18 protein-coding genes are annotated in these 18,437 nt (G+C 71.5%); 7 read left to right on the top strand and 11 right to left on the bottom strand.

Annotated elements, in window-relative coordinates; translation table 11 throughout:
- Positions 1-54: 54 nt before the first annotated feature.
- The gene (locus ACIQI8_RS10085) at positions 55-1,152 is read left to right on the top strand and encodes a maleylpyruvate isomerase family mycothiol-dependent enzyme (RefSeq protein ID WP_402346930.1); all 1,098 of its coding nucleotides are present in this window, start codon (positions 55-57) and stop codon (positions 1,150-1,152) included.
- A 74-nt stretch (positions 1,153-1,226) separates the two neighbouring features.
- Here the strand turns inward: ACIQI8_RS10085 and thpD are convergent, their stop codons facing one another.
- The 5 genes from thpD to ACIQI8_RS10060 all read right to left on the bottom strand — a co-directional run bounded on the left by thpD (position 1,227) and on the right by ACIQI8_RS10060 (position 5,932).
- Entirely contained in the window at positions 1,227-2,114 is an 888-nt protein-coding gene (gene thpD, locus ACIQI8_RS10080; RefSeq protein ID WP_402346928.1) for an ectoine hydroxylase, read from the bottom strand.
- 7 nt (positions 2,115-2,121) lie between these two features.
- Positions 2,122-2,544, bottom strand: coding sequence for an ectoine synthase (locus ACIQI8_RS10075; RefSeq protein WP_402346926.1), 423 nt, complete (start codon positions 2,542-2,544; stop codon positions 2,122-2,124).
- Between the two features lie 106 nt (positions 2,545-2,650).
- Positions 2,651-3,922, bottom strand: a complete 1,272-nt coding sequence (gene ectB, locus ACIQI8_RS10070) for a diaminobutyrate--2-oxoglutarate transaminase (RefSeq protein WP_402346924.1) — start codon at positions 3,920-3,922, stop codon at positions 2,651-2,653.
- A gap of 94 nt (positions 3,923-4,016) precedes the next feature.
- Complete coding sequence (gene ectA / locus ACIQI8_RS10065) at positions 4,017-4,535, bottom strand: diaminobutyrate acetyltransferase (RefSeq protein WP_402346922.1); 519 nt, start codon at positions 4,533-4,535, stop codon at positions 4,017-4,019.
- Between the two features lie 293 nt (positions 4,536-4,828).
- The gene (locus ACIQI8_RS10060; protein WP_402346920.1) at positions 4,829-5,932 is read right to left on the bottom strand and encodes a pyridoxal-phosphate-dependent aminotransferase family protein; all 1,104 of its coding nucleotides are present in this window, start codon (positions 5,930-5,932) and stop codon (positions 4,829-4,831) included.
- Positions 5,933-6,125: 193 nt separating this feature from the next.
- Between ACIQI8_RS10060 and ACIQI8_RS10055 the strand changes: the two genes are divergently transcribed.
- The 5 genes from ACIQI8_RS10055 to ACIQI8_RS10035 all read left to right on the top strand — a co-directional run bounded on the left by ACIQI8_RS10055 (position 6,126) and on the right by ACIQI8_RS10035 (position 10,929).
- The gene (locus ACIQI8_RS10055) at positions 6,126-6,977 is read left to right on the top strand and encodes a transporter substrate-binding domain-containing protein (RefSeq protein WP_402346918.1); all 852 of its coding nucleotides are present in this window, start codon (positions 6,126-6,128) and stop codon (positions 6,975-6,977) included.
- Positions 6,974-7,807, top strand: coding sequence for an amino acid ABC transporter permease (locus ACIQI8_RS10050; protein WP_402346916.1), 834 nt, complete (start codon positions 6,974-6,976; stop codon positions 7,805-7,807). The genes ACIQI8_RS10055 and ACIQI8_RS10050 overlap by 4 nt, the downstream gene beginning before the upstream one ends.
- On the top strand, positions 7,804-8,610 hold the full coding sequence (locus tag ACIQI8_RS10045; protein ID WP_402346915.1) for an amino acid ABC transporter ATP-binding protein: 807 nt from the start codon (positions 7,804-7,806) through the stop codon (positions 8,608-8,610). The genes ACIQI8_RS10050 and ACIQI8_RS10045 overlap by 4 nt, the downstream gene beginning before the upstream one ends.
- A 105-nt stretch (positions 8,611-8,715) precedes the next feature.
- Positions 8,716-9,813: an amidohydrolase family protein gene (locus tag ACIQI8_RS10040; protein ID WP_402346914.1), complete on the top strand. Its 1,098-nt coding sequence runs from the start codon at positions 8,716-8,718 to the stop codon at positions 9,811-9,813.
- A gap of 231 nt (positions 9,814-10,044) precedes the next feature.
- Complete coding sequence (locus ACIQI8_RS10035; protein ID WP_402346913.1) at positions 10,045-10,929, top strand: SCO1860 family LAETG-anchored protein; 885 nt, start codon at positions 10,045-10,047, stop codon at positions 10,927-10,929.
- 247 nt (positions 10,930-11,176) lie between these two features.
- Here ACIQI8_RS10035 and cobC read toward each other — a convergent pair whose 3' ends face one another.
- Genes cobC through cobM form a run of 6 tightly spaced genes read right to left on the bottom strand, consistent with a single transcriptional unit; the run spans position 11,177 to position 17,569 of the window.
- Complete coding sequence (cobC, locus tag ACIQI8_RS10030) at positions 11,177-12,241, bottom strand: Rv2231c family pyridoxal phosphate-dependent protein CobC (protein WP_402346912.1); 1,065 nt, start codon at positions 12,239-12,241, stop codon at positions 11,177-11,179.
- On the bottom strand, positions 12,231-13,154 hold the full coding sequence (locus ACIQI8_RS10025) for a sirohydrochlorin chelatase (protein WP_402350339.1): 924 nt from the start codon (positions 13,152-13,154) through the stop codon (positions 12,231-12,233). Before ACIQI8_RS10025 ends, cobC begins: the two co-directional genes overlap by 11 nt.
- Positions 13,148-13,786 (bottom strand): precorrin-8X methylmutase, encoded by a 639-nt coding sequence (locus ACIQI8_RS10020; protein WP_402350336.1) that lies wholly within the window; start codon positions 13,784-13,786, stop codon positions 13,148-13,150. The genes ACIQI8_RS10025 and ACIQI8_RS10020 overlap by 7 nt, the downstream gene beginning before the upstream one ends.
- Positions 13,787-13,827: 41 nt before the next feature.
- Positions 13,828-15,513, bottom strand: coding sequence for a precorrin-3B C(17)-methyltransferase (cobJ, locus tag ACIQI8_RS10015; protein ID WP_402346911.1), 1,686 nt, complete (start codon positions 15,511-15,513; stop codon positions 13,828-13,830).
- Positions 15,510-16,754, bottom strand: a complete 1,245-nt coding sequence (cbiE, locus tag ACIQI8_RS10010; protein ID WP_402346909.1) for a precorrin-6y C5,15-methyltransferase (decarboxylating) subunit CbiE — start codon at positions 16,752-16,754, stop codon at positions 15,510-15,512. The genes cobJ and cbiE overlap by 4 nt, the downstream gene beginning before the upstream one ends.
- The gene (gene cobM, locus ACIQI8_RS10005) at positions 16,751-17,569 is read right to left on the bottom strand and encodes a precorrin-4 C(11)-methyltransferase (protein ID WP_402346907.1); all 819 of its coding nucleotides are present in this window, start codon (positions 17,567-17,569) and stop codon (positions 16,751-16,753) included. The genes cbiE and cobM overlap by 4 nt, the downstream gene beginning before the upstream one ends.
- Before the next feature lie 96 nt (positions 17,570-17,665).
- Between cobM and ACIQI8_RS10000 the strand changes: the two genes are divergently transcribed.
- Positions 17,666-18,394, top strand: coding sequence for a ZIP family metal transporter (locus tag ACIQI8_RS10000; RefSeq protein ID WP_124002390.1), 729 nt, complete (start codon positions 17,666-17,668; stop codon positions 18,392-18,394).
- The last annotated feature ends 43 nt before the right edge of the window (positions 18,395-18,437 follow it).

The following is an 18,437-nucleotide window of genomic DNA, read 5'->3' as shown; positions in this document are numbered from 1 at the left end:
GCGCGGGAGCGAAGAGCGCAGGACATCGCGTTCGACAGGGAAGGGCGGGGCACGGTGACCGACGACCACGACGGCGTGCGCGAGCTGCTGGCCGCCTGGGCCTTCGACGCCCTGTCACCGGCCGAGAAACGCCTGGTTGCGCCCCATCTCGCCGAGTGCGCGAGCTGCGCGGCCCAGGCACGGCGGCTGCGGGAGACCGTACGGCTGCTGGACGGGCCGCCGTCGAACGGACCGGCGGAGAACGGACCTGCGGAGAACGGACCTGCGGAGAACGGACCGGCGGCGAGCGGGCTGCCGAGCGCGCCGGCCGCGCCCGGCTCGGCCACCGGCGCCTCCGACATCCTCGCCTTCGCCCGCCGCCTGCGCCCGGCCGCACCCCCGGTCGCCGCCCACGCGGCGCCCTACGCGGCCGCCGTCGCCGGGCTCAAGGCGCTGCTGGTGGAGGCGGACGGACGGTGGGGGACGCCGGTCGTGCACGACTGGGACGTGCACGCGACCGTCGCGCATCTGCTGGCCGCCGACGAGCCGCTGGCCGGGCGGCTGGGCATCGCGGCCCGGGTGCCGTCCTCGCGGGCCGAGGCGGACGAGGAAGGCGTGGCCTGGGAGGACGCCTGGAACCGGCGCAGCGCCGACGTCATCGTGCGCGAACACGGCCGTACGCCCGAGGAGACGGTCGCCGACTGGGCCGCGCAGGCCGCCGCGCTGCTCGCCGCTCCCGAGGCCCGCGACCCCGAACCGGCAGGCCGGGCAACGGTGTTGATGGGTGTACGACTGCCCGTCGCCGACCACTTCGTGGTGCGCGCCTTCGAGACGTGGATCCACACCGACGACATCGGCCGCGCCCTCGGCCTGTCCGTACCGCCGCCCCCCGCCGTCCACCTGGACCGGCTGGTCCGGCTCGCGGTCCGCGTCCTGGGCCTCGCGCTCGGACCCACGGCACCGCCGGTGCTGTTCGCGATCGCCGGCGGCGAGCGGTGGGTGCTGGGCTCCGAGGACGAACCGGTACGGGCCGAACTCACCCTGGAACCGGTCCACTTCTGCCTCCTGGTCGGCGGTCGGTACGCCCCCGACGAGGTGCCGCACACCACCTCGGGCGACCCGCGCGCGGTCGGCGACGTACTGGAGCGGGCGGCGTCACTGGCCTGGCTGTGACGCCTGACCGTGACCCCGCCCGTTGCTCTCCGGTCGGCTGCTTCACCTGCTACTTCATCGGCTGCGCCAACCGGCTACTTCACCGGCGTGAAGTCCCGTGCCCCGATGAACTCCGGGCGCCGGACCGGCGCGGCGAACGGCTCCACGGCCTCGTTCTCCACACTGTTGAACACGATGAACACGTTGCTGCGCGGGAACGGCGTGATGTTGTCGCCGGAGCCGTGCATGCAGTTGCAGTCGAACCAGGTCGCCGAACCGGCCTTGCCCGTGAACAACTTGATGCCGTACTCGCCGGCCAGCTCGGTCAGCGCCTCGTCCGACGGCGTGCCCGCGTCCTGCATCTGCAGCGACTTCTTGTAGTTGTCCGAGGGCGTGGCGCCCGCGCACCCGAGGTACGTGCGGTGCGAGCCCGGCATGATCATGAGCCCGCCGTTGGTGTCGTGGTTCTCGGTCAGCGCGATCGAGACGGACACCGTCCGCATGTTGGGCAGGCCGTCCTCGGCGTGCCAGGTCTCGAAGTCCGAGTGCCAGTAGAAGCCGCCGGCCCCGAAGCCCGGCTTGACGTTGATCCGCGACTGGTGCACGTACACGTCCGAGCCGAGGATCTGCCGGGCCCGGCCGACGACCCGCTCGTCGCGCACCAGGTTCGCGAACACCTCGCTGATCCGGTGCACCTCGAAGACGGAGCGGATCTCCTTGGACTTCGGCTCGATGATGGAGCGTTCGTCGGCCCGGATCGCCGGATCGGCCAGCAGCCGCTCCAACTCCTTGTGGTATACGGCCACTTCGTCCTCGTCGATGAGCTGGTCGACGGCGAGGAAGCCGTCGTTCTCGAACGAGCGCAGCCCGTCCGGCGCTATCGGTCCCGGCGTGTCGAGGGGGCCCCACACGACGGGGTCCCGGCGCGGGATCGACACCTCGGTGGTGCCGCGGCTGGGGTAGAGATCGGTGACGGTGGTCATGGTGATGTCACACCTCCTCGTGTTCGGACTCCGGCTCGGGTTCGGTGAGCAGCGGGTAGACGCCGTTCTCGTCGTGGTCCTCCCGGCCGGTCACGGGCGGGTTGAACACGCAGATGCAGCGGAAGTCCTCCTTGACCCGCAGCGTGTGCCGCTCGTGCCCGTTCAGGAGATACATCGTGCCGGGCGTGATGTGGTACGTCGTCCCGGTCTCGCGGTCGGTCAGTTCGGCGTCGCCCTGCACACAGACGACGGCCTCGATGTGGTTCGCGTACCACATGTCCGTCTGCGTACCCGCGTACAGGATCGTCTCGTGCACGGAGAAGCCGACCCGCTCCTTGGCGAGGACGATGCGTTTGCTCTCCCAGGTGCCGGACGCGGCCCGTACATGGCGGTCGGTGCCTTCGATGTCCTTGAACGAACGGACGATCACGGTGGTGCGATCCCTCCTAGGTCGTACGGAAAGGTGCTGCGGAAAGGTGCTGGCGGAAAGCTGGTACGGAAAGGTGCTGCGGAAAGCTGATCCGGAACAGGTGCCGTCAGGCGGTCTCGCGGACGGCCCGCGCCAGGACCGTGAGGCCCTCGTCCATCTCCTCGGGCGTGATGGTCAGCGCCGGGAGCAGTTTCACGACCTCGCTCTGCGGGCCCGACGTCTCGATGAGCAGCCTGAGTTCGAAGGCGCGCCGCGCGATCCGCTCGGCCCGCGCCGGCTCCGCGAACTCCATCCCCCACACGAGCCCACGGCCGCGGTACTCCTTGACGGCCGCGCGGTTCTCCTCGGCGATGGCGGCGAAGGCCTGCTCGACCTGCTCGCCCCGCGCCCGGGTCTGCTTCTCCATCGCGGACCCGTCCGCCCAGTACGCCTCCAGAGTGGCGGTGGCCGTGACGAACGCCGGGTTGTTGCCGCGGAAGGTGCCGTTGTGCTCGCCCGGCTCCCAGATGTCCAGCTCGGGCTTGAACAGGCACAGCGACATGGGCAGTCCGTAGCCGCTGATCGACTTGGACACGGTGACGATGTCGGGCGTGATGCCGGCTTCCTCGAACGAGAAGAACGCGCCGGTACGTCCGCAGCCCATCTGGATGTCGTCGACGATCAGCAGCATGTCCTGCCGCTCGCACAACTCGGCGAGCGCGCGCAGCCATTCGGGCCGCGCCACGTTGATGCCGCCCTCGCCCTGCACGGTCTCGACGATCACGGCCGCGGGCTTGTTGAGGCCGGAGCCGTGGTCCTCCAGGAGCCGCTCGAACCACAGGAAGTCCGGGACCGTGCCCTCGAAGTAGTTGTCGAAGGGCATCGGCGTGCCGTGCACCAGCGGTATCCCGGCACCGGCCCGCTTGAAGGCGTTGCCGGTCACGGCGAGCGAGCCCAGCGACATCCCGTGGAAGGCGTTGGTGAACGACACGATGGCCTCGCGGCCCTTCACCTTCCGCGCCAGCTTCAGCGCGGACTCGACGGCGTTGGTGCCGGTCGGGCCCGGGAACATCACCTTGTACGGCAGATCGCGCGGGCGGAGCACCAGATCCTGGAAGGTCTGGAGGAAGGCGCGTTTGGCGGTGGTCGACATGTCGAGCCCGTGCGTGACGCCGTCGCGCTCCAGATAGTCGATCAACGCCCGTTTCAGGACGGGGTTGTTGTGTCCGTAGTTGAGTGAGCCGGCGCCGGCGAAGAAGTCCAGGTACTCGTGGCCGTCCTCGTCGTACATACGGCTGCCCTGCGCGCGGTCGAAGACGGTGGGCCAGCCGCGGCAGTAGCTGCGCACCTCGGACTCGAGGGTCTCGAAGACGCTGAGGTCGGGCTGGGTGATGGTCACGACGGATCGCTCCTCGGTGCGTGGGGGAGAGTGCGTGGGGGAGAAGTGCGTGGGGAGTGGGGGGTCGGCAGAGGCTTCGGGGCTCGGGAGTTCGTCAGAAGGACAGCGGTCCGATGCGGTGGAGCACCTCGGAGTCGTGCGGTCCGTCGGGGAAGAGCCCCGTCTCGAACAGCACCTCGTGCTCCACCTGGGCGCCGTGCCGCTCGGCGAAGGAGGCGAACAGGCGCTCGGAGGCGGTGTTGCCGGGCGTGATGGTGGTCTCCACGGTGGTGATCCGCCGCTCGGCGCCGATCCGTGCGACCAGCCCGTCGAGCAGCGCGCCGGCCAGACCGCGCCCGCGGTGGGCCCCGTCCACCGCCACCTGCCAGACCAGCAGGGTGCCGGGGCGGTCCGGCCGCAGGTATCCGGTGACGAAGCCGACCGGCTCGCCCCGGCCGTCGCGCGCCACGGCGGAGGTCGCGGCGAAGTCCCGGCACCACAGCAGATAGCTGTACGACGAGTTCAGGTCGAGCGCCTTCGAGTCCTTCGCGATCCGCCACAGCGCGGCGCCGTCCGTCACCGACGGACGGTCTATTCGCAGTTCGGCTTGCAGTTCCGCTTGTCCCGCAGTCATGGGAATGGAATTTACCGAGGGAAATTTGAAATTGCATCGCCGTACGGGGTTACGGACGGCCGGCTCGTGTGTTACCGCGCGAGCGTGAACGGCCCTGCGGAACATGGTCGAAAGATGCCGATTTGCCCGCCACAAAAGCCCCAAAGTGAACGCCATGTGTAACGCGTCACAACCGTACAACCCCCGCGTAATCCCCGTGAAATCTTTGCGTTTAGCTCGAAAGAAAGCGGGCAGGAGAAAATGGGAAGCTGTGCCGGGGAATTCGGGAAGTGAATTCGAGAATTCCCCTGGAATTAGACTCCGGTAACCCCGTCGAGGTTCACGTCGAGTCCCCGTTCCCGCAGCGCCGCCCCGAGCGCCGCAAGACTCGCCCGCACGGCCTCCGGCGTCGCGTCCGCCCCGTAGTGGTTGACCCGGATCATCTCCTCGGCCAGCGCGCCGCCGCCCGCGGCCAACGGCACCGACGGGTCCTTCGCCAACGCCGACGCGACCACCTCCGACGCGATCACGCCGGCCGGCGTCCGCAGCGTCGTGGCGACCGGGGCCGCGTCCCGCGCCTGGTGGACGTAAGGCTCAAGACCCCCGCCCAGCGCGAGCGCTCCCGCCCGGGTCGCCGCCGCGGCGGACGCGTGGCGGGCCATGACCGTCGGGAGCCCCACCGCCTCGATCCGCTCGACGCACGCCTCAAGAGCGAGCATCTCCAACTGCGCCGGAGCGTGCGGCAGGGCCTTGCGGCCGCCGTCGATCCAGCGCTCCTTCCAGTCCAGGAGAGAGAGGTAGGAGCGGCGCGGCGCCCCCGGGTTGGCCGCCATCCGCGCCCACGCCCGCGCGCTCACCGACACCGCCGACACACCCGCCGGGCCGCCCATCGCCTTCTGCGCCCCGATCACGCACAGGTCCACACCCCACGCGTCCGGCAGTACCGGTTCGGCGCCGACGGAGGCGACGGCGTCCAGGTAGAACAGCGCGCCCCGCTCCCGTACGACCTCGCCGATCTCCGCGACCGGGTTGGTGTTGCCGGTCGCGGCCTCCGCGTGGACCAGGGAGACGAAGTCGATCGAGGGGTGCGCGGCGAAGGCCTCCCGGATCTGCGCGGCCGTGACGGCGGTGTGGAAGGGCACCGCCAGATCGATCACCGTCGCCCCGCAGTCCCGCAGCCAGTCCCCGAAGGTCTGCCCGTAGGGGCCGGTGATGACGTTCAGCGCGGTCGTCCCCGGTCCGGTGGTGGAGCGGATCGCGCCCTCCAGGGGCAGCAGCGCCTCGCCCTGGGTGATCACGACGTCCTGCCGGGTGTCGAGCAGCCGGGCCACCCGGTCCTCGATCGCGGCGAAGCGTGCGGCGGTCAGCGGGGGGAGGTCGAGGAGGGGGTGGCTCACGGCGGTGCTCTCTTCACTCACGGGCGGTACTCACGGGCGGTACTCGAGGGCGGTACTCACGGGTCGTCGGCTCGATCGAGGGTAGCCTCCACGCGTGTCACTCCCGTCACTTGCGACTTCCTAGGCCAGACGGCTCTCAAGCCATCGGAATAGTTTGAGAGACCCAAGCATCTCCTTATAATCAGAACCCCCACTTCCCCCACTGGAGGTCTCCGTGAACACCGTCCTCGGTCGCCGGGCCCGCGTCCTGGCCGCCACCACCGCGACGGCCGGGCTGGTCCTCGTGGCCGGCTGTACCTCCACCGACAGCGGCAGCAGTTCGAAGACGTCCGGTGGGGTCGCGCTCGTCAAGTCCGGGCAGCTCACCACCTGCACGCATCTGCCCTACCCGCCCTTCCAGTCGGAGATCGACGGCAAGGTGCAGGGCTTCGACGTCTCGCTGATCGACCTGGTGGCCAAGGATCTCGGGGTGAAGCAGGAGATCCTCGACACGCCCTTCGAGAACTTCAAGACCGGCGCCTTCCTCAACTCCGGCGAGTGCGACCTGGCGGCGGCCGGCATGACCATCACGGCCGAGCGCAAGAAGAACGTGGACTTCTCGGACCCGTATTTTGACGCAACCCAGGCCGTCCTCGTCGACAAGAACAGCGGCATCGCGTCCTTCGCCGACCTCAAGGGCCAGAAGGTCGGCGCCCAGGCGCAGACCACGGGCGAGGACTACGTCAAGGGCAAGGGACTGGACCCGGTCTCCTTCGAGTCCTCCGACGCCGTCCTCAATGGTCTGCGCACCGGCCAGGTCAAGGCCGTCGTCATCGACTACCCGGTCGTCCAGGGCTGGTTGAAGGACAAGGCCAACGCCGCCGCGTTCAAGGTCGCCGACAACATCAACACCGGTGAGGAGTACGGCTTCACGGTGAAGAAGGGCAACACCAAGCTGCTCGCCGCGATCAACAAGGCGCTGAGTCAGGCCAAGTCGGACGGCACGTACAAGAAGCTGTACGAGAAGTGGATCGGCCCCTACGACGAGTCCGCCGCCTCGCCCGCCGCGTCCGCCTCCGCTTCATGACCGGCACCGACGTACGACTCCAGCCCCGCAGGAAGGGTCTGACGCGGACTCAGAAGCGTGGCCTGTCGCGCGGCGCGCAGTACGTCCTGTTCGTCGCCGCCGTGGTCGCCTTCGCGCTCACGGCGGACTGGGGGCGGCTGAAGAACCAGTTCGCGCAGTGGGACATCGCCAAGCAGATGTTCCCGGACGTCATCACGATGGCGCTGAAGAACACCGTCCTCTACACGCTGTCGGGCTTCGCCGTCGGACTGGCGCTCGGCATGCTGATCGCGCTGATGCGGTTGTCGTCCGTGGGCCCCTACCGCTGGGTCGCCGGCATCTACATCGAGATCTTCCGAGGCCTGCCCGCCCTGCTGATCTTCATCTTCATCGGGGTCGCCGTCCCGCTGGCCTTCCCCGGCACGGAGATCGTCGGCGGCACCTACGGCAAGGTCGCCCTCGCACTCGGTCTGGTCGCCGCGGCCTATATGGCCGAGACCATCCGGGCGGGCATCCAGGCGGTGCCCAAGGGGCAGCTGGAGGCGGCCCGTTCACTCGGTTTCTCCCCGGCGCGCGCGATGATCTCGATCGTCATCCCGCAGGCCTTCCGCATCATCCTGCCGCCGCTGACCAACGAGTTGGTGCTCCTCTTCAAGGACTCCTCCCTCGTCCTGTTCCTCGGCGTCACCCTGGAGGAGCGCGAACTGTCCAAGTACGGCCGGGACCTGGCCAGCCAGACCGCCAACTCCACGCCGATCCTGGTCGCCGGCCTGTGCTACCTGCTGGTCACCATCCCGCTCGGCTTCGTCGTGCGCCGCATGGAGGCGAAGGCCCAGGAGGCCGTGAAATGACCGAGACCACAGCTCATGGGACCGGTCCGGGGACGGCGGGCCCGGAGATCGAAGTCCGCGGCTTGCACAAGTCGTTCGGCGACAACGAGGTCCTCAAGGGCATCGACCTGGAGATCCGGCGCGGCGAGGTCGTCTGTGTCATCGGCCCGTCCGGCTCCGGCAAGTCCACGCTCCTGCGCTGCGTGAACCTGCTCGAAGAGCCCACCCAGGGCCAGGTGTTCGTCGGCGGTACGGAACTCACCGACCCGGACGTGGACATCGACGCCGTCCGTCGTCGTATCGGCATGGTCTTCCAGCAGTTCAACCTCTTCCCGCACCTCACCGTCACCGAGAACCTCACCCTGCCGCAGCGGCGGGTGCTCGGGCGGAGCAAGGCCGAGGCGGCGAAGGTGGCCGCCGAGAACCTGGAGCGAGTGGGCCTCACCGAGAAGGCGGACGCCTACCCCGCCTCCCTCTCCGGCGGCCAGCAGCAGCGCGTCGCGATCGCCCGCGCACTGTCGATGGGCCCCGAGGTGATGCTCTTCGACGAGCCGACGTCCGCGCTCGACCCGGAACTCGTCGGAGACGTCCTCGCCGTCATGCGCATGCTCGCGCGCGAGGGCATGACCATGATGGTCGTCACCCATGAGATGACCTTCGCGCGGGAGGTCGCCGACCGGGCGGTCTTCATGGACGCCGGCATCATCGTCGAGGACGGCCCACCCGCCCAGGTGATCGGCAACCCCAGCCACGAGCGGACCCGCCATTTCCTGTCCCGGCTCCTGAACCCCGCGATGGCGGAGGTCGAGGAGGACTCGGACTAGCGCCTGTACGGCGGATCAGGCCGACTGTGAGGTGCGGTGCTTCCCGGCCGAGTCGATCGGGGTCCGGCGCGTGTTCCGGAAGCGGCGTCGTCCTATCGTGCAGTCATGAGCGAACGCGCGATGCTGCACGTGAAGGGCCGGATTCTCGTCGGGCCGGACGAGGTCCGGGACGAACTCTGGGTCGTCGACGGCCGGATCTCCTACGACCGCCCCGTCGGCGCCGGCTCCGACGACGTCCGTACGGTCGAGGGCTGGACCCTGCCCGGGCTCGTCGACGCCCACTGTCATGTCGGTCTCGGCGCGCACGGGCCGGTCGACCAGGACGAGGCCGAGAAGCAGGCGCTGACCGATCGCGACGCGGGCACGCTGCTGCTCCGGGACGCGGGGTCGCCCTCCGACACCCGGTGGATCGACGACCGTGAGGACCTGCCGAAGATCATCCGGGCCGGCCGGCACATCGCCCGCACCCGCCGCTACATCCGCGGTTACGCGCACGAGATCGAGCCGGCGGACCTGGTCGAGTACGTCGGCAGGGAAGCCGTCCGGGGGGATGGCTGGGTGAAGCTGGTCGGGGACTGGATCGACCGCGATCTCGGTGATCTGGCGCCCAGTTGGCCACGGGACGCCGTCGAGGCCGCCATCGCCGAGGCGCACCGGCTCGGCGCCCGCGTCACCGCGCACTGCTTCGCCGAGAACTCCCTCCAGGACCTGGTCGAGGCGGGCATCGACTGCGTCGAGCACGCGACCGGCCTCACCGACGACCTGATCCCGCTCTTCGCCGCGCGGGGCGTCGCGATCGTCCCGACCCTGGTCAACATCGCCACCTTCCCGCGGCTCGCGGACGGCGGCGAGGACAAGTTCCCCCGCTGGTCCGCCCATATGCGCCGGCTCCACGAACGCCGCTACGACACCGTCCGCAACGCCTACGACGCCGGCATCCCCGTGTACGTCGGCACGGACGCGGGCGGCACGCTCCCGCACGGCCTCGCGGCGGCCGAGGTGGCCGAACTGGTCACCGCCGGCATCCCGCCCCTTCAGGCCCTCTCGGCGACGGCCTGGGCCGCCCGGGAGTGGCTCGGCCGACCGGGCCTGGACGAAGGGGCACCGGCCGACCTCGTGGTGTACGAGACCGATCCGCGGGCCGACGTACGGGTGTTGGCGGCGCCGCGCCGGGTGGTGGTGAACGGGCGGGTCGTCGCTTGACGGCGGCCGTGGGTTGACGAGATACGCGCCCTTCCGCGCGCCGGTACGTCAACCCCGTATTCGGACAGAAGGCGGTGCGGCGGGGGAGGAGTGGAACGCCTGTGCCGTGGGATTCGAAAACCTTCACGGCGAACCCACGTTGGGGTGAACTGGCGCCGGATTGACCCAAGTTCACTCGTCGTGCGTAATTCTTTCCGGGTCCCAAGCACGTCTCCTCTGGGGGTCCCCACCTTGAACGGCAACAGCTTCCGCCTGCCCGCACGCCGCCTCGCCACCGTCGCGACGGTCACGGCCCTGGCCGCGGGTCCAGCGGTCCTGGGCGCGGCGGGCTCCGCGCACGCGACCTCCGACCAGGGTCGCGCGAGCGCAGTCGTCCTGCGCACCGGGCTCGACGTGGCCCTGCTCAACAAGACCGTGAACGTCCCGCTCGCGGTCTCCCTGAACCAGGTCGAGGCGCCCGCGAGCGCCGAGAAGACCGCCCTGAGCGCCCGGTTGGACGGCGTCGACGGCGGAAAACCCTTCAGCGTCCTGGCCGCGGACGTGGCGTCGGCGAAGTCCACCGTCACCGCCACCAAGGCCGAGGGCCGCACCGAACTCGCCCACGCCAGACTGCACGTCCCCGGCCTGCCCCTGCTGTCCCTGATCGAGATCGGACAGGTCAGCTCCCGGGCGACCTGCGAGGCCGGTAAGACACCGACCGCCGAGGCGAACCTGCTCGGCTCGGTCACGGTCCTGGGCAAGAAGATCACCGTGACCGCCGGCGGTCCGACCGACGTCAAGGTGCCCGGCATCGGCGAGGTCCGTCTCGACCTGTCCAAGACGGAGACCACCTCGCGCACGGCGGCGGCCACCGCGCTCCAACTCAAGGTCTCCATCAACCCGTTGAAGCTCAACGTCGCCGAGGTCGAGGGCACCCTGACCCTCGCCGAGTCCACCTGCGAGGCCCCGGCCGCCCCCACGAAGCCGGCCGACGTCGAACCGCAGGGCGCCCCCGTCGAGCAGGCAGGACTCGCCGAGACCGGCGGCAGCTCGATGACGCCGTACATCGCGGGCGGGGCGATCGTGCTGCTCGTGGCGGGCGGCGGAGCGGTGGTGCTGGCACGGCGCCGGGGCTGACGGGGCCGGTCCTCGCGGTCGGTCGACGGGGGCCGGTCGACGGAGGGGGTCCCGCGCCGGGACTCGCCGCCTCCGTGGCCGGTCGACCGCCCGTGTCGTGACCGCCGAGACCGGGCGTCAGCCCTTCGCGCGGGCAGGGCAGGACGCTCGTGGTCACCGGGGCACGGCCGCCCCGGCGTGAGGCCGGGGCGACGGCGGTCGTCGAGTCGCCGGTCTTCGGCAGTGTCGCGACCGCCGGGACCGGCCGTCAGTCCTTCGCCAGGGTCACCGCCTGGTCGAGGGCCTGCAGAAACCGGTTCACCGTCGCCCGGTCCCGTACCGCGATCCGCAACCACTCCTCGCCGAGGCCCGGGAACGTGTCGCCGCGCCGGACCGCGAAGCCGAGGTTGCGCAGATGGCGGCGGACCACGTCGGCGCGGGGCAGCCGGACCAGGACGAAGGGGCCCTCGGCGGGCTCGGCGACCCGAAGGCCGTCGGAGTCGAACTCGCTGAGCCCGGCGACGAGATGGGCCCGGTCCGCCGCGATGCGGTGGGCCGCGTGGGCCGCCTCCGCCAGGGCCCGCGGGCCGACGCAGGCCTCGGCGGCGGCCAGCGCCGGTGTGGACACCGGCCACAGCGGCTGGGCGCGCTCCAGTTCCGCGATCGTCTCCGGGGCGGCGAGGACGTAGCCGATGCGCAGTCCGGCCAGACCCCAGGTCTTGGTCAGGCTGCGCAGGACGACCAGGCCGGGCACGTCCGTGCGCCCGGCCAGCGCCTCCCGCTCACCCGGCACCGCGTCCATGAACGCCTCGTCGACGACCAACGTCCGCCCGGGGCGGGCCAGTTGTGCCAGGGCGTCGGCCGGGTGCAGGACCGACGTCGGGTTCGTCGGGTTGCCGACCAGGACCAGGTCCGCGTCCTCGGGGACCATCGCCGGATCCAGCCGGAAGTCGTCCTCGGCGCGCAGCAGCACCCGGTCGACGGTGTGCCCCGCGTCCCGCAGCGCCGCCTCCGGCTCCGTGAACTGCGGGTGCACAACCACCGGCTGACGGACCTTCAGGGCGCGCGCCAGCAGCACGAAGGCCTCGGCCGCACCCGCCGTCAGCAGCACCCGCTCCACCGGCAGCCCGTGCCGCGCGGCCACCGCGGCCCGCGCGGCCCGCCCGTCCGGATACGCGGCGAGCGAGCCCAGCGACCCGGCGATCCGCTCCCGCAGCCACGCCGGGGGCGTGTCGGCGCGGACGTTCACCGCCAGGTCGACGAGCGCGGCACCGCCGTCGCGGACCTCGGCGTCGCCGTGGTGGCGCAGATCGTGGGCACCGTCAATGCGCATGAGCGTGTCCGTCGTGGTGGTGCCCGTGGTGGTGATGGCCGTCGTCGTCCGGATGGAAGTGCGGCTGCTGCGGCAGCCCCACCTTGTCCTCGAAGCCCGGCAGCGCGATCCGGTACACACACGAGTCGCAGTTCATCCGCAGATCTCCCTCGACGGCCTCCCGGTACCGCTCCATCACCAGGTCGAGCAGTTCCGGCTCCGGCCCGATGACCTCCGCGGACCGCACCTCGACCTCGGGGTGCGCGGCGGCCCAGCCCTCGGTCTGCTGCTTCACCCGCTCCGGCAGGATCCCGGTGAACAGGAAGTACGGCAGTACGACGATCCGTCGCGCCCCCAGCCGGACACACCGGTCCAGGCCGCTGGGCACATCCGGCGCCGCCAGCGACACGAACGCCGTCTCCACGCCCGCGTACCCGCGCCCCTCCCACAGCAGCCGCGCCGCCTTGTGCACCTCGGCGTTGGCGTCCGGGTCGGTGGAGCCGCGGCCGACCAGCAGCACGGTCACGTCGGCCCGGTCGCGCGGCGTACGGGCGGACTCGCCGAGCACCTCGTCGAGGCGCCGCTCCAGCACCGCCAGCAGCGAGGGATGCGGGCCCAGCGGACGCCCGTAGGTGTACGAGATCCCCGGGTGCCGTTCCTTCTCGCGGGCCAGCGCCGCCGGGATGTCCCCCTTGGCATGTCCGGCGGACACCAGCATCAGCGGAACGGCCGCGAACCGACGTACGCCCCGCTCCACCAGGTCGGTGACCGCCTCGCCCAGCGGCGGCGCGGACAGTTCGATGAAGCCGCCCGCGACGGGCAGTTCGGGATGGCGGAGACCCAGCTCCCGGACGAAGTCGCGGAACGCCTCGGCTCCGGCCTGGTCCCGGGTGCCGTGGCCGGCGATGAGCAGGGCGGGCGGGGTGGTCACGATTTCTCCTCGGAGGACGGAACGGAAGACGGAACAGAAGGGGAAGCGGATGGCGAAGCGGGTTGCGAAGTGGGGTGATACAGCAGGGCGTTGAGCGCGGCGGCGGCCACCGCCGAACCGCCCTTCTCGGACACGTTGCTCACGGCGGGCAGCCCGCTCGCCCGCAACGCGGCCTTGGACTCGGCCGCGCCGACGAAGCCGACGGGCAGGCCGATGACGAGCGCGGGGGAGACGTCCAGGGTCAGCAACTCCTCCAGGGCCGTGGGCGCGTTGCCGATCACCCACAGCGCGCCGGGTCCGACCTGCTCGTACGCGAGCCGGATCGCGTGGGCCGAACGCGTGAGCCCCGGCCCGGACTCGGCGTCCCTCAGCCGGCAGACGGTCTCCCGCCGGGTGATGCCGGCCGCGACCATCTCCACGTCCACGACCACGGGCGCCCCGGCATGCAGCGCGGCATGCGCCGCCGCCAACTCGCGCTCGTCCAGGACGAGATCGGTCGCGTAGTCCAGATCGGCTGCGGAGTGGATGACCCGCTCCACGACCGCGCGGCTCAGCGGCGGGAAGTGCGAGGTGTCCAGGCGGGCGCGCAGCCGCCGGTAGGACTCCACCTCGATCGGATGAACCACCCGGTCCACGCTGCTCACATGGTCCATACGGTTCGCATGGTCCATACGGTTCACTGGGCGCCCTCCTGCCAGCGGTAGCCGCGCGGCGTCACCATGCGCCCGGCGATCTCACGGGTCGCCGTGTTGCCCACGGTCACGACCGTCATCATGTCGACCGTCGCCGGATCCAGCGAGAGCAGGGTCGTGACCCGGCTGGATTCGTCCGGCCGGGACGCGTTGCGTACGACCCCGACCGGCGTCGTCGGCTCCCGGTGCTCGGCGAGGATCGCCAGCGCCTTGGGCAGCTGCCAGTCCCGGCCGCGGCTGCGCGGATTGTAGAACGTCACGACGATGTCCGCCTCGGCGGCCGCCCGCACCCGCCGCTCGATGATCTCCCACGGCGTGTGCAGATCGGAGAGGCTGATGGAGACGTGGTCGTGGCCGAGCGGCGCCCCGAGGATCGCCGAGGCGGCCAGCGCGGCGGTCACACCCGGGACTCCGATCACGTCGATGTCGTCGGACGCCTCCGCGAGCGCGGGCGAGGCCATCGCGTACACCCCGGCGTCACCGCTGCCGATCAATGCGACCGCCTGCCCCTTGCACGCCTCGGCCACGGCCGTGCGGGCCCGCTCCTCCTCGGCGCCGAGCCCCGACTCCAGGACCCGGGTACCGGGCCGCAGCAGATCGCGGATCTGGTCCACGTACTGATCGAGCCCCACGAGCACGGAAGCGCGCCGCAGTTCGGCCCTGGCGCGCGGGGTGAGCAGGTCCCGGGCGCCGGGCCCGAGCCCGACCACCGCGAGCCGCCCGCGCGCGGCCCGCCGCACGACGGCACAGGTCGCCATCGCGGGACTGGCCGCCGACTTCCGCTTGGGCACGAGGAGTTCACCGCCCCGCAGCAGCGCGGCGGCCTCGGCGACCGACGGGGTGCCGACCGCTGCGAGCGGCGCGTCCGAGGGATTGGGCACCTCCACAGCGGCCAGTTCCTCGGCGGAGCAGGTCACCAGGGGCACACCCAGGCGGCGGGCCGCCTCGACGATGCCGGGCTCGTCCGACTTGGCGTCGACGGTGGCGAGTTCGGCGATGTTGGCACGGGACAGCCCCGCCTCGCGCAAGGCATCCGAGATCAGCGCGAGCACTTCGGTCACGGGCGCGCCCTTCGACGCGCCGACGCCGACGACGAGGGACGGCGGCCGCAGAACGACCTCCCGCTCGACGGGTTCGACGACCCGGTCGGTGACGCGGATGATGTAGGCACCACCCCGGTCCGACACCGGGAGTGGCGGCAACGGCCACGCCAACTCGGTGTCCAGGGTTACCGGTTCGCCGTCCAGAAGGGCGCGCGAGACGCCGGCGACATCGCCCTCCACGGGAAACCCGAGCGTGTCGAGCCCCGGTACGCCCACCGCGTCCGTCGCCGTCGTCACCACGGGCTCGGCGTCGAGCAACTCCCCGACCTCGCGGGCGAGTTCGTTGGCTCCGCCGCCGTGCCCGCCCACCAGCGACACGGCGAACCGTCCGCCCTCGTCGACGCACACGACCCCAGGGTCGGTCCGCTTGTCGGCCAACAGCGGGGCCAGCAACCGCACCACCGCCCCCGTGGCCAGGAAACACACGAGCTGCTCGCACTGCGCGAACGCGGTCCGTACGGCGTCCCCGACGGGACCCTCGTACACGCGCGTCCGCTCCGGCCATGCCGCGGCCAGCCGGTCGCGCGCCGCCGCCCCCGCCGCGGTGGCGGAAATGAGGCCGATCACTGAGCAACTCCTTCATGAGAGGCGGGGTTTCGAGTCCCCCAGAGCAGAAAGACAGGGTTGGTCGCCGCCAGCCGGGTCACATCACCCGGCAGCGGCGCGAGCCGCGAGGACTGCAGCAGCACCCCGTCGCAGTCGAACCCGGCGCCGGCGAGCGCCTGCCGCGTGGCCGGTACCCGGTCGAGCGCGGCCATCGCGACGACGACCGACCGCCGGGCCCGACGGGCACACGCGGTGACGACGGCGGGCAGGTCGCGCCCCCCGCCGCCGATGAACACGGCGTCGGGATCGTCGAGCTTGGACAGCGCGACCGGCGCCTCGCCGTGCACCACCCGCACCTCGACACCGTGCGCGTCGGCGTTGGCACGGATCCGTTCGACACCGTCCGCGGTCTTCTCGACGGCGATCACGGCGGCCCCGAGCCGCGCGCACTCGACGGCCACGGACCCGGACCCCGCGCCGACGTCCCAGACCAGATCCCCCAGCCGGGGCCCGAGCCGGGCCAGCGCCAGCGCCCGTACCTCGAACTTGGTGATCATCGAGTCGCGGTGCGTGAACTCCCGCTCGTCCAAAGCCCATTGACCGGGCCCGACGGCCGCCCCCGCCACCGTCCGTACGGCGCCCGCCGCCCGGGCCTCGTCCAGGCACAGGACGACACTCACCGCCGTACCCCAGTCCCGGACCGCGGCCTCGGCGGCCGTCACCCGCTCCACCCGCTCCTGCTCCGGATCACCCAGCGCGCTGGCCACGACCAGCACCCGCCCGCCGGGCAGCGCGGCACCCAGTTCGGCGGGTCCGGCGCCCGGTCCGGTCAGCACGGCCACCTTGGGATGCGCCCGGCACACGTTCACAGCGGTCCGCAGCTCCCGCCCGTGCGCGCTGACCACCACCGCGTCGTCCCACGTCAGCCCGAGCCGCGCGAAGGCGGTCGCGACGGACGAGACACCGGGCCGCACCTCCAGCAGTCCTGACCCGAACCGTTCGGCGAGCGCCCGCACGATCCCGAAGAACCCGGGGTCGCCCGAGGCGAGCACGACGACAGGGCGGTCCTTGGCGACGTACTCCCCGATCGCGTCGAGCGCGGGCGCCAGCGGCCCTAGGACGATCCGCTCGGCCGTCTCCGGCAGCCGTACGGCGTCCAGATGGCGTCGCCCGCCGACGACCAGCTCGGCGCCGGCCAGCGCCTCCGGGGCGAGGGTGACCCCCGATCCCGCCCCCGTCCCCGTACCGATGACGGTGATCACGTGCTCGCCCCTCGCTCGCGCAACGCCCGACGGGCCTCAGGATCCGCCTTGCGATAGCCGTGGAAGTGACCGGGGTGGTACAGGTGCGAGCGCGTGCCCTCGGCGGCCAGCGCCGGGCCGACCAGGAACAGCGTGTGCTTCCACAGCTTGTGCTCCTTGACCGTCTCCTCCAGCGTGCCGATCGTGCACCGCACGAGCAGTTCCTCGGGCCAGGTCGCCTGGTAGGCGACCACGACCGGGGTCGACGTCGGATAGCCGCCCTCCAGCAGCTCCCGCACCAGCTGTCCGCTGCGGGCCGCCGACAGGAAGATCGCCATGGTCGTACCGTGCCGTGCGAACTCGCGCACCTCCTCGCCGGGCGGCATCGGCGTCTTGCCGCCCCCGAGCCGGGTGAGGACGACGGACTGCGCGACCTCGGGGATGGTCAGCTCGCGCTGCGCGAGGGCCGCGACGGCCGAGAAGGCGGAGACGCCGGGCACGATCTCGGTCGCGATCCCGATCCGGGCACACCGGTCGAGCTGCTCCTGCGTACCGCCCCACAGGGCGGGATCGCCGGAGTGGATGCGAGCCACCCGCAGCCCCTCCGCGTACGCCCGCTCGTACACGCCGACGACGTCCTCCAGCGACATGGTCGCCGAGTCGAGGATCTCGGCACCCTCGCGCGCATGTTCGAGAACCTCCGCCTGAACCAGGCTCGCGGCCCAGATCACGACGTCGGCCTCGGCGATGGCGCGCGCGGCACGGAACGTCAGCAGGTCGGCGGCGCCGGGGCCGGCACCGACGAAGGTCACCTTGCCGGTGGGGGCATCGGCCATCAGAAAACGGTCCTCTCTGGACAAAAGGTCTTACGGGTGGTGCCGCCGCGCCCGCTGGATGTGCGCGAACGGGGGTTGATCGGATAGCAAGGGCACATGGCGGTCTTCGTCGCGCTCGGCGCGTTCCTGATGACGCTGGCCGGCGGCTGGACGGCACAGCGGGTCACCGACCGCCGCCATCTGGTCCTCGGCCTGGCGGGTGGCCTGATGCTGGGCGTGGTCGGCCTGGACCTCCTGCCGGAGGCGTTGCAGGCCGCGGGGGACGACATCTTCGGCGTACCGGCGGCCCTGCTGCTGTTCGTGGCCGGCTTCCTGCTGGCCCATCTGGTCGAACGCCTGCTCGCCGCCCGCCAGGCCTCCCACGGCGGGGAGGAGCACAACGGCCGCGCGCCCGAGGTGGGCCTCACGGCGGCCTCGGCGATGGTCGGCCACAGCGCGATGGACGGCGTGGCGATCGGCGCGGCCTTCCAGGTCGGCGGCGGCATGGGCACGGCGGTCGCGCTGGCCGTCGTCGCCCACGACTTCGCGGACGGCTTCAACACGTACACGATCACGAGCCTGTACGGAAACGCCCGCCGCAAGGCGCTGACCATGCTGTTCGCGGACGCGCTCGCCCCGGTTGTCGGCGCGGCCTCGACCGCTTTCGTGACCATCCCCGAGGGCCTGCTCGGCGGCTATCTCGGCCTCTTCGCCGGCGTGCTCCTCTATCTGGCCGCCGCCGAGATCCTCCCCGAGGCCCACCACGAACACCCCGCCCGCTCGACCCTGCTGTGCACGGTCGCGGGCGTGGGCTTCATCTGGCTGGTGGTGGGCCTGGCGGGCTGAGCGGGCGGCGAGCTCATGGAGCGGTGCGGTCCGGGGTCCACGA

The sequence above is a fragment of the Streptomyces sp. NPDC092369 genome (assembly GCF_044755245.1).
In the GTDB taxonomy this organism is placed as follows: Bacteria; Actinomycetota; Actinomycetes; order Streptomycetales; family Streptomycetaceae; genus Streptomyces.
Note: the sequence above shows the minus strand (reverse complement) of the source record. Positions and strands in the feature narration are given on the sequence as shown.

Coding starts and splice junctions, on each gene's coding strand:
- thpD (WP_402346928.1), bottom strand. CDS start 2,114: ATGACCACCGTCACCGATCTCTACCCCAGCCGCGGCACCACCGAGGTG.
- ectA (WP_402346922.1), bottom strand. CDS start 4,535: ATGACTGCGGGACAAGCGGAACTGCAAGCCGAACTGCGAATAGACCGT.
- ACIQI8_RS10050 (WP_402346916.1), top strand. CDS start 6,974: ATGACCGGCACCGACGTACGACTCCAGCCCCGCAGGAAGGGTCTGACG.
- ACIQI8_RS10045 (WP_402346915.1), top strand. CDS start 7,804: ATGACCGAGACCACAGCTCATGGGACCGGTCCGGGGACGGCGGGCCCG.
- ACIQI8_RS10040 (WP_402346914.1), top strand. CDS start 8,716: ATGAGCGAACGCGCGATGCTGCACGTGAAGGGCCGGATTCTCGTCGGG.
- cobC (WP_402346912.1), bottom strand. CDS start 12,241: ATGCGCATTGACGGTGCCCACGATCTGCGCCACCACGGCGACGCCGAG.
- cobM (WP_402346907.1), bottom strand. CDS start 17,569: ATGGCCGATGCCCCCACCGGCAAGGTGACCTTCGTCGGTGCCGGCCCC.
- ACIQI8_RS10000 (WP_124002390.1), top strand. CDS start 17,666: ATGGCGGTCTTCGTCGCGCTCGGCGCGTTCCTGATGACGCTGGCCGGC.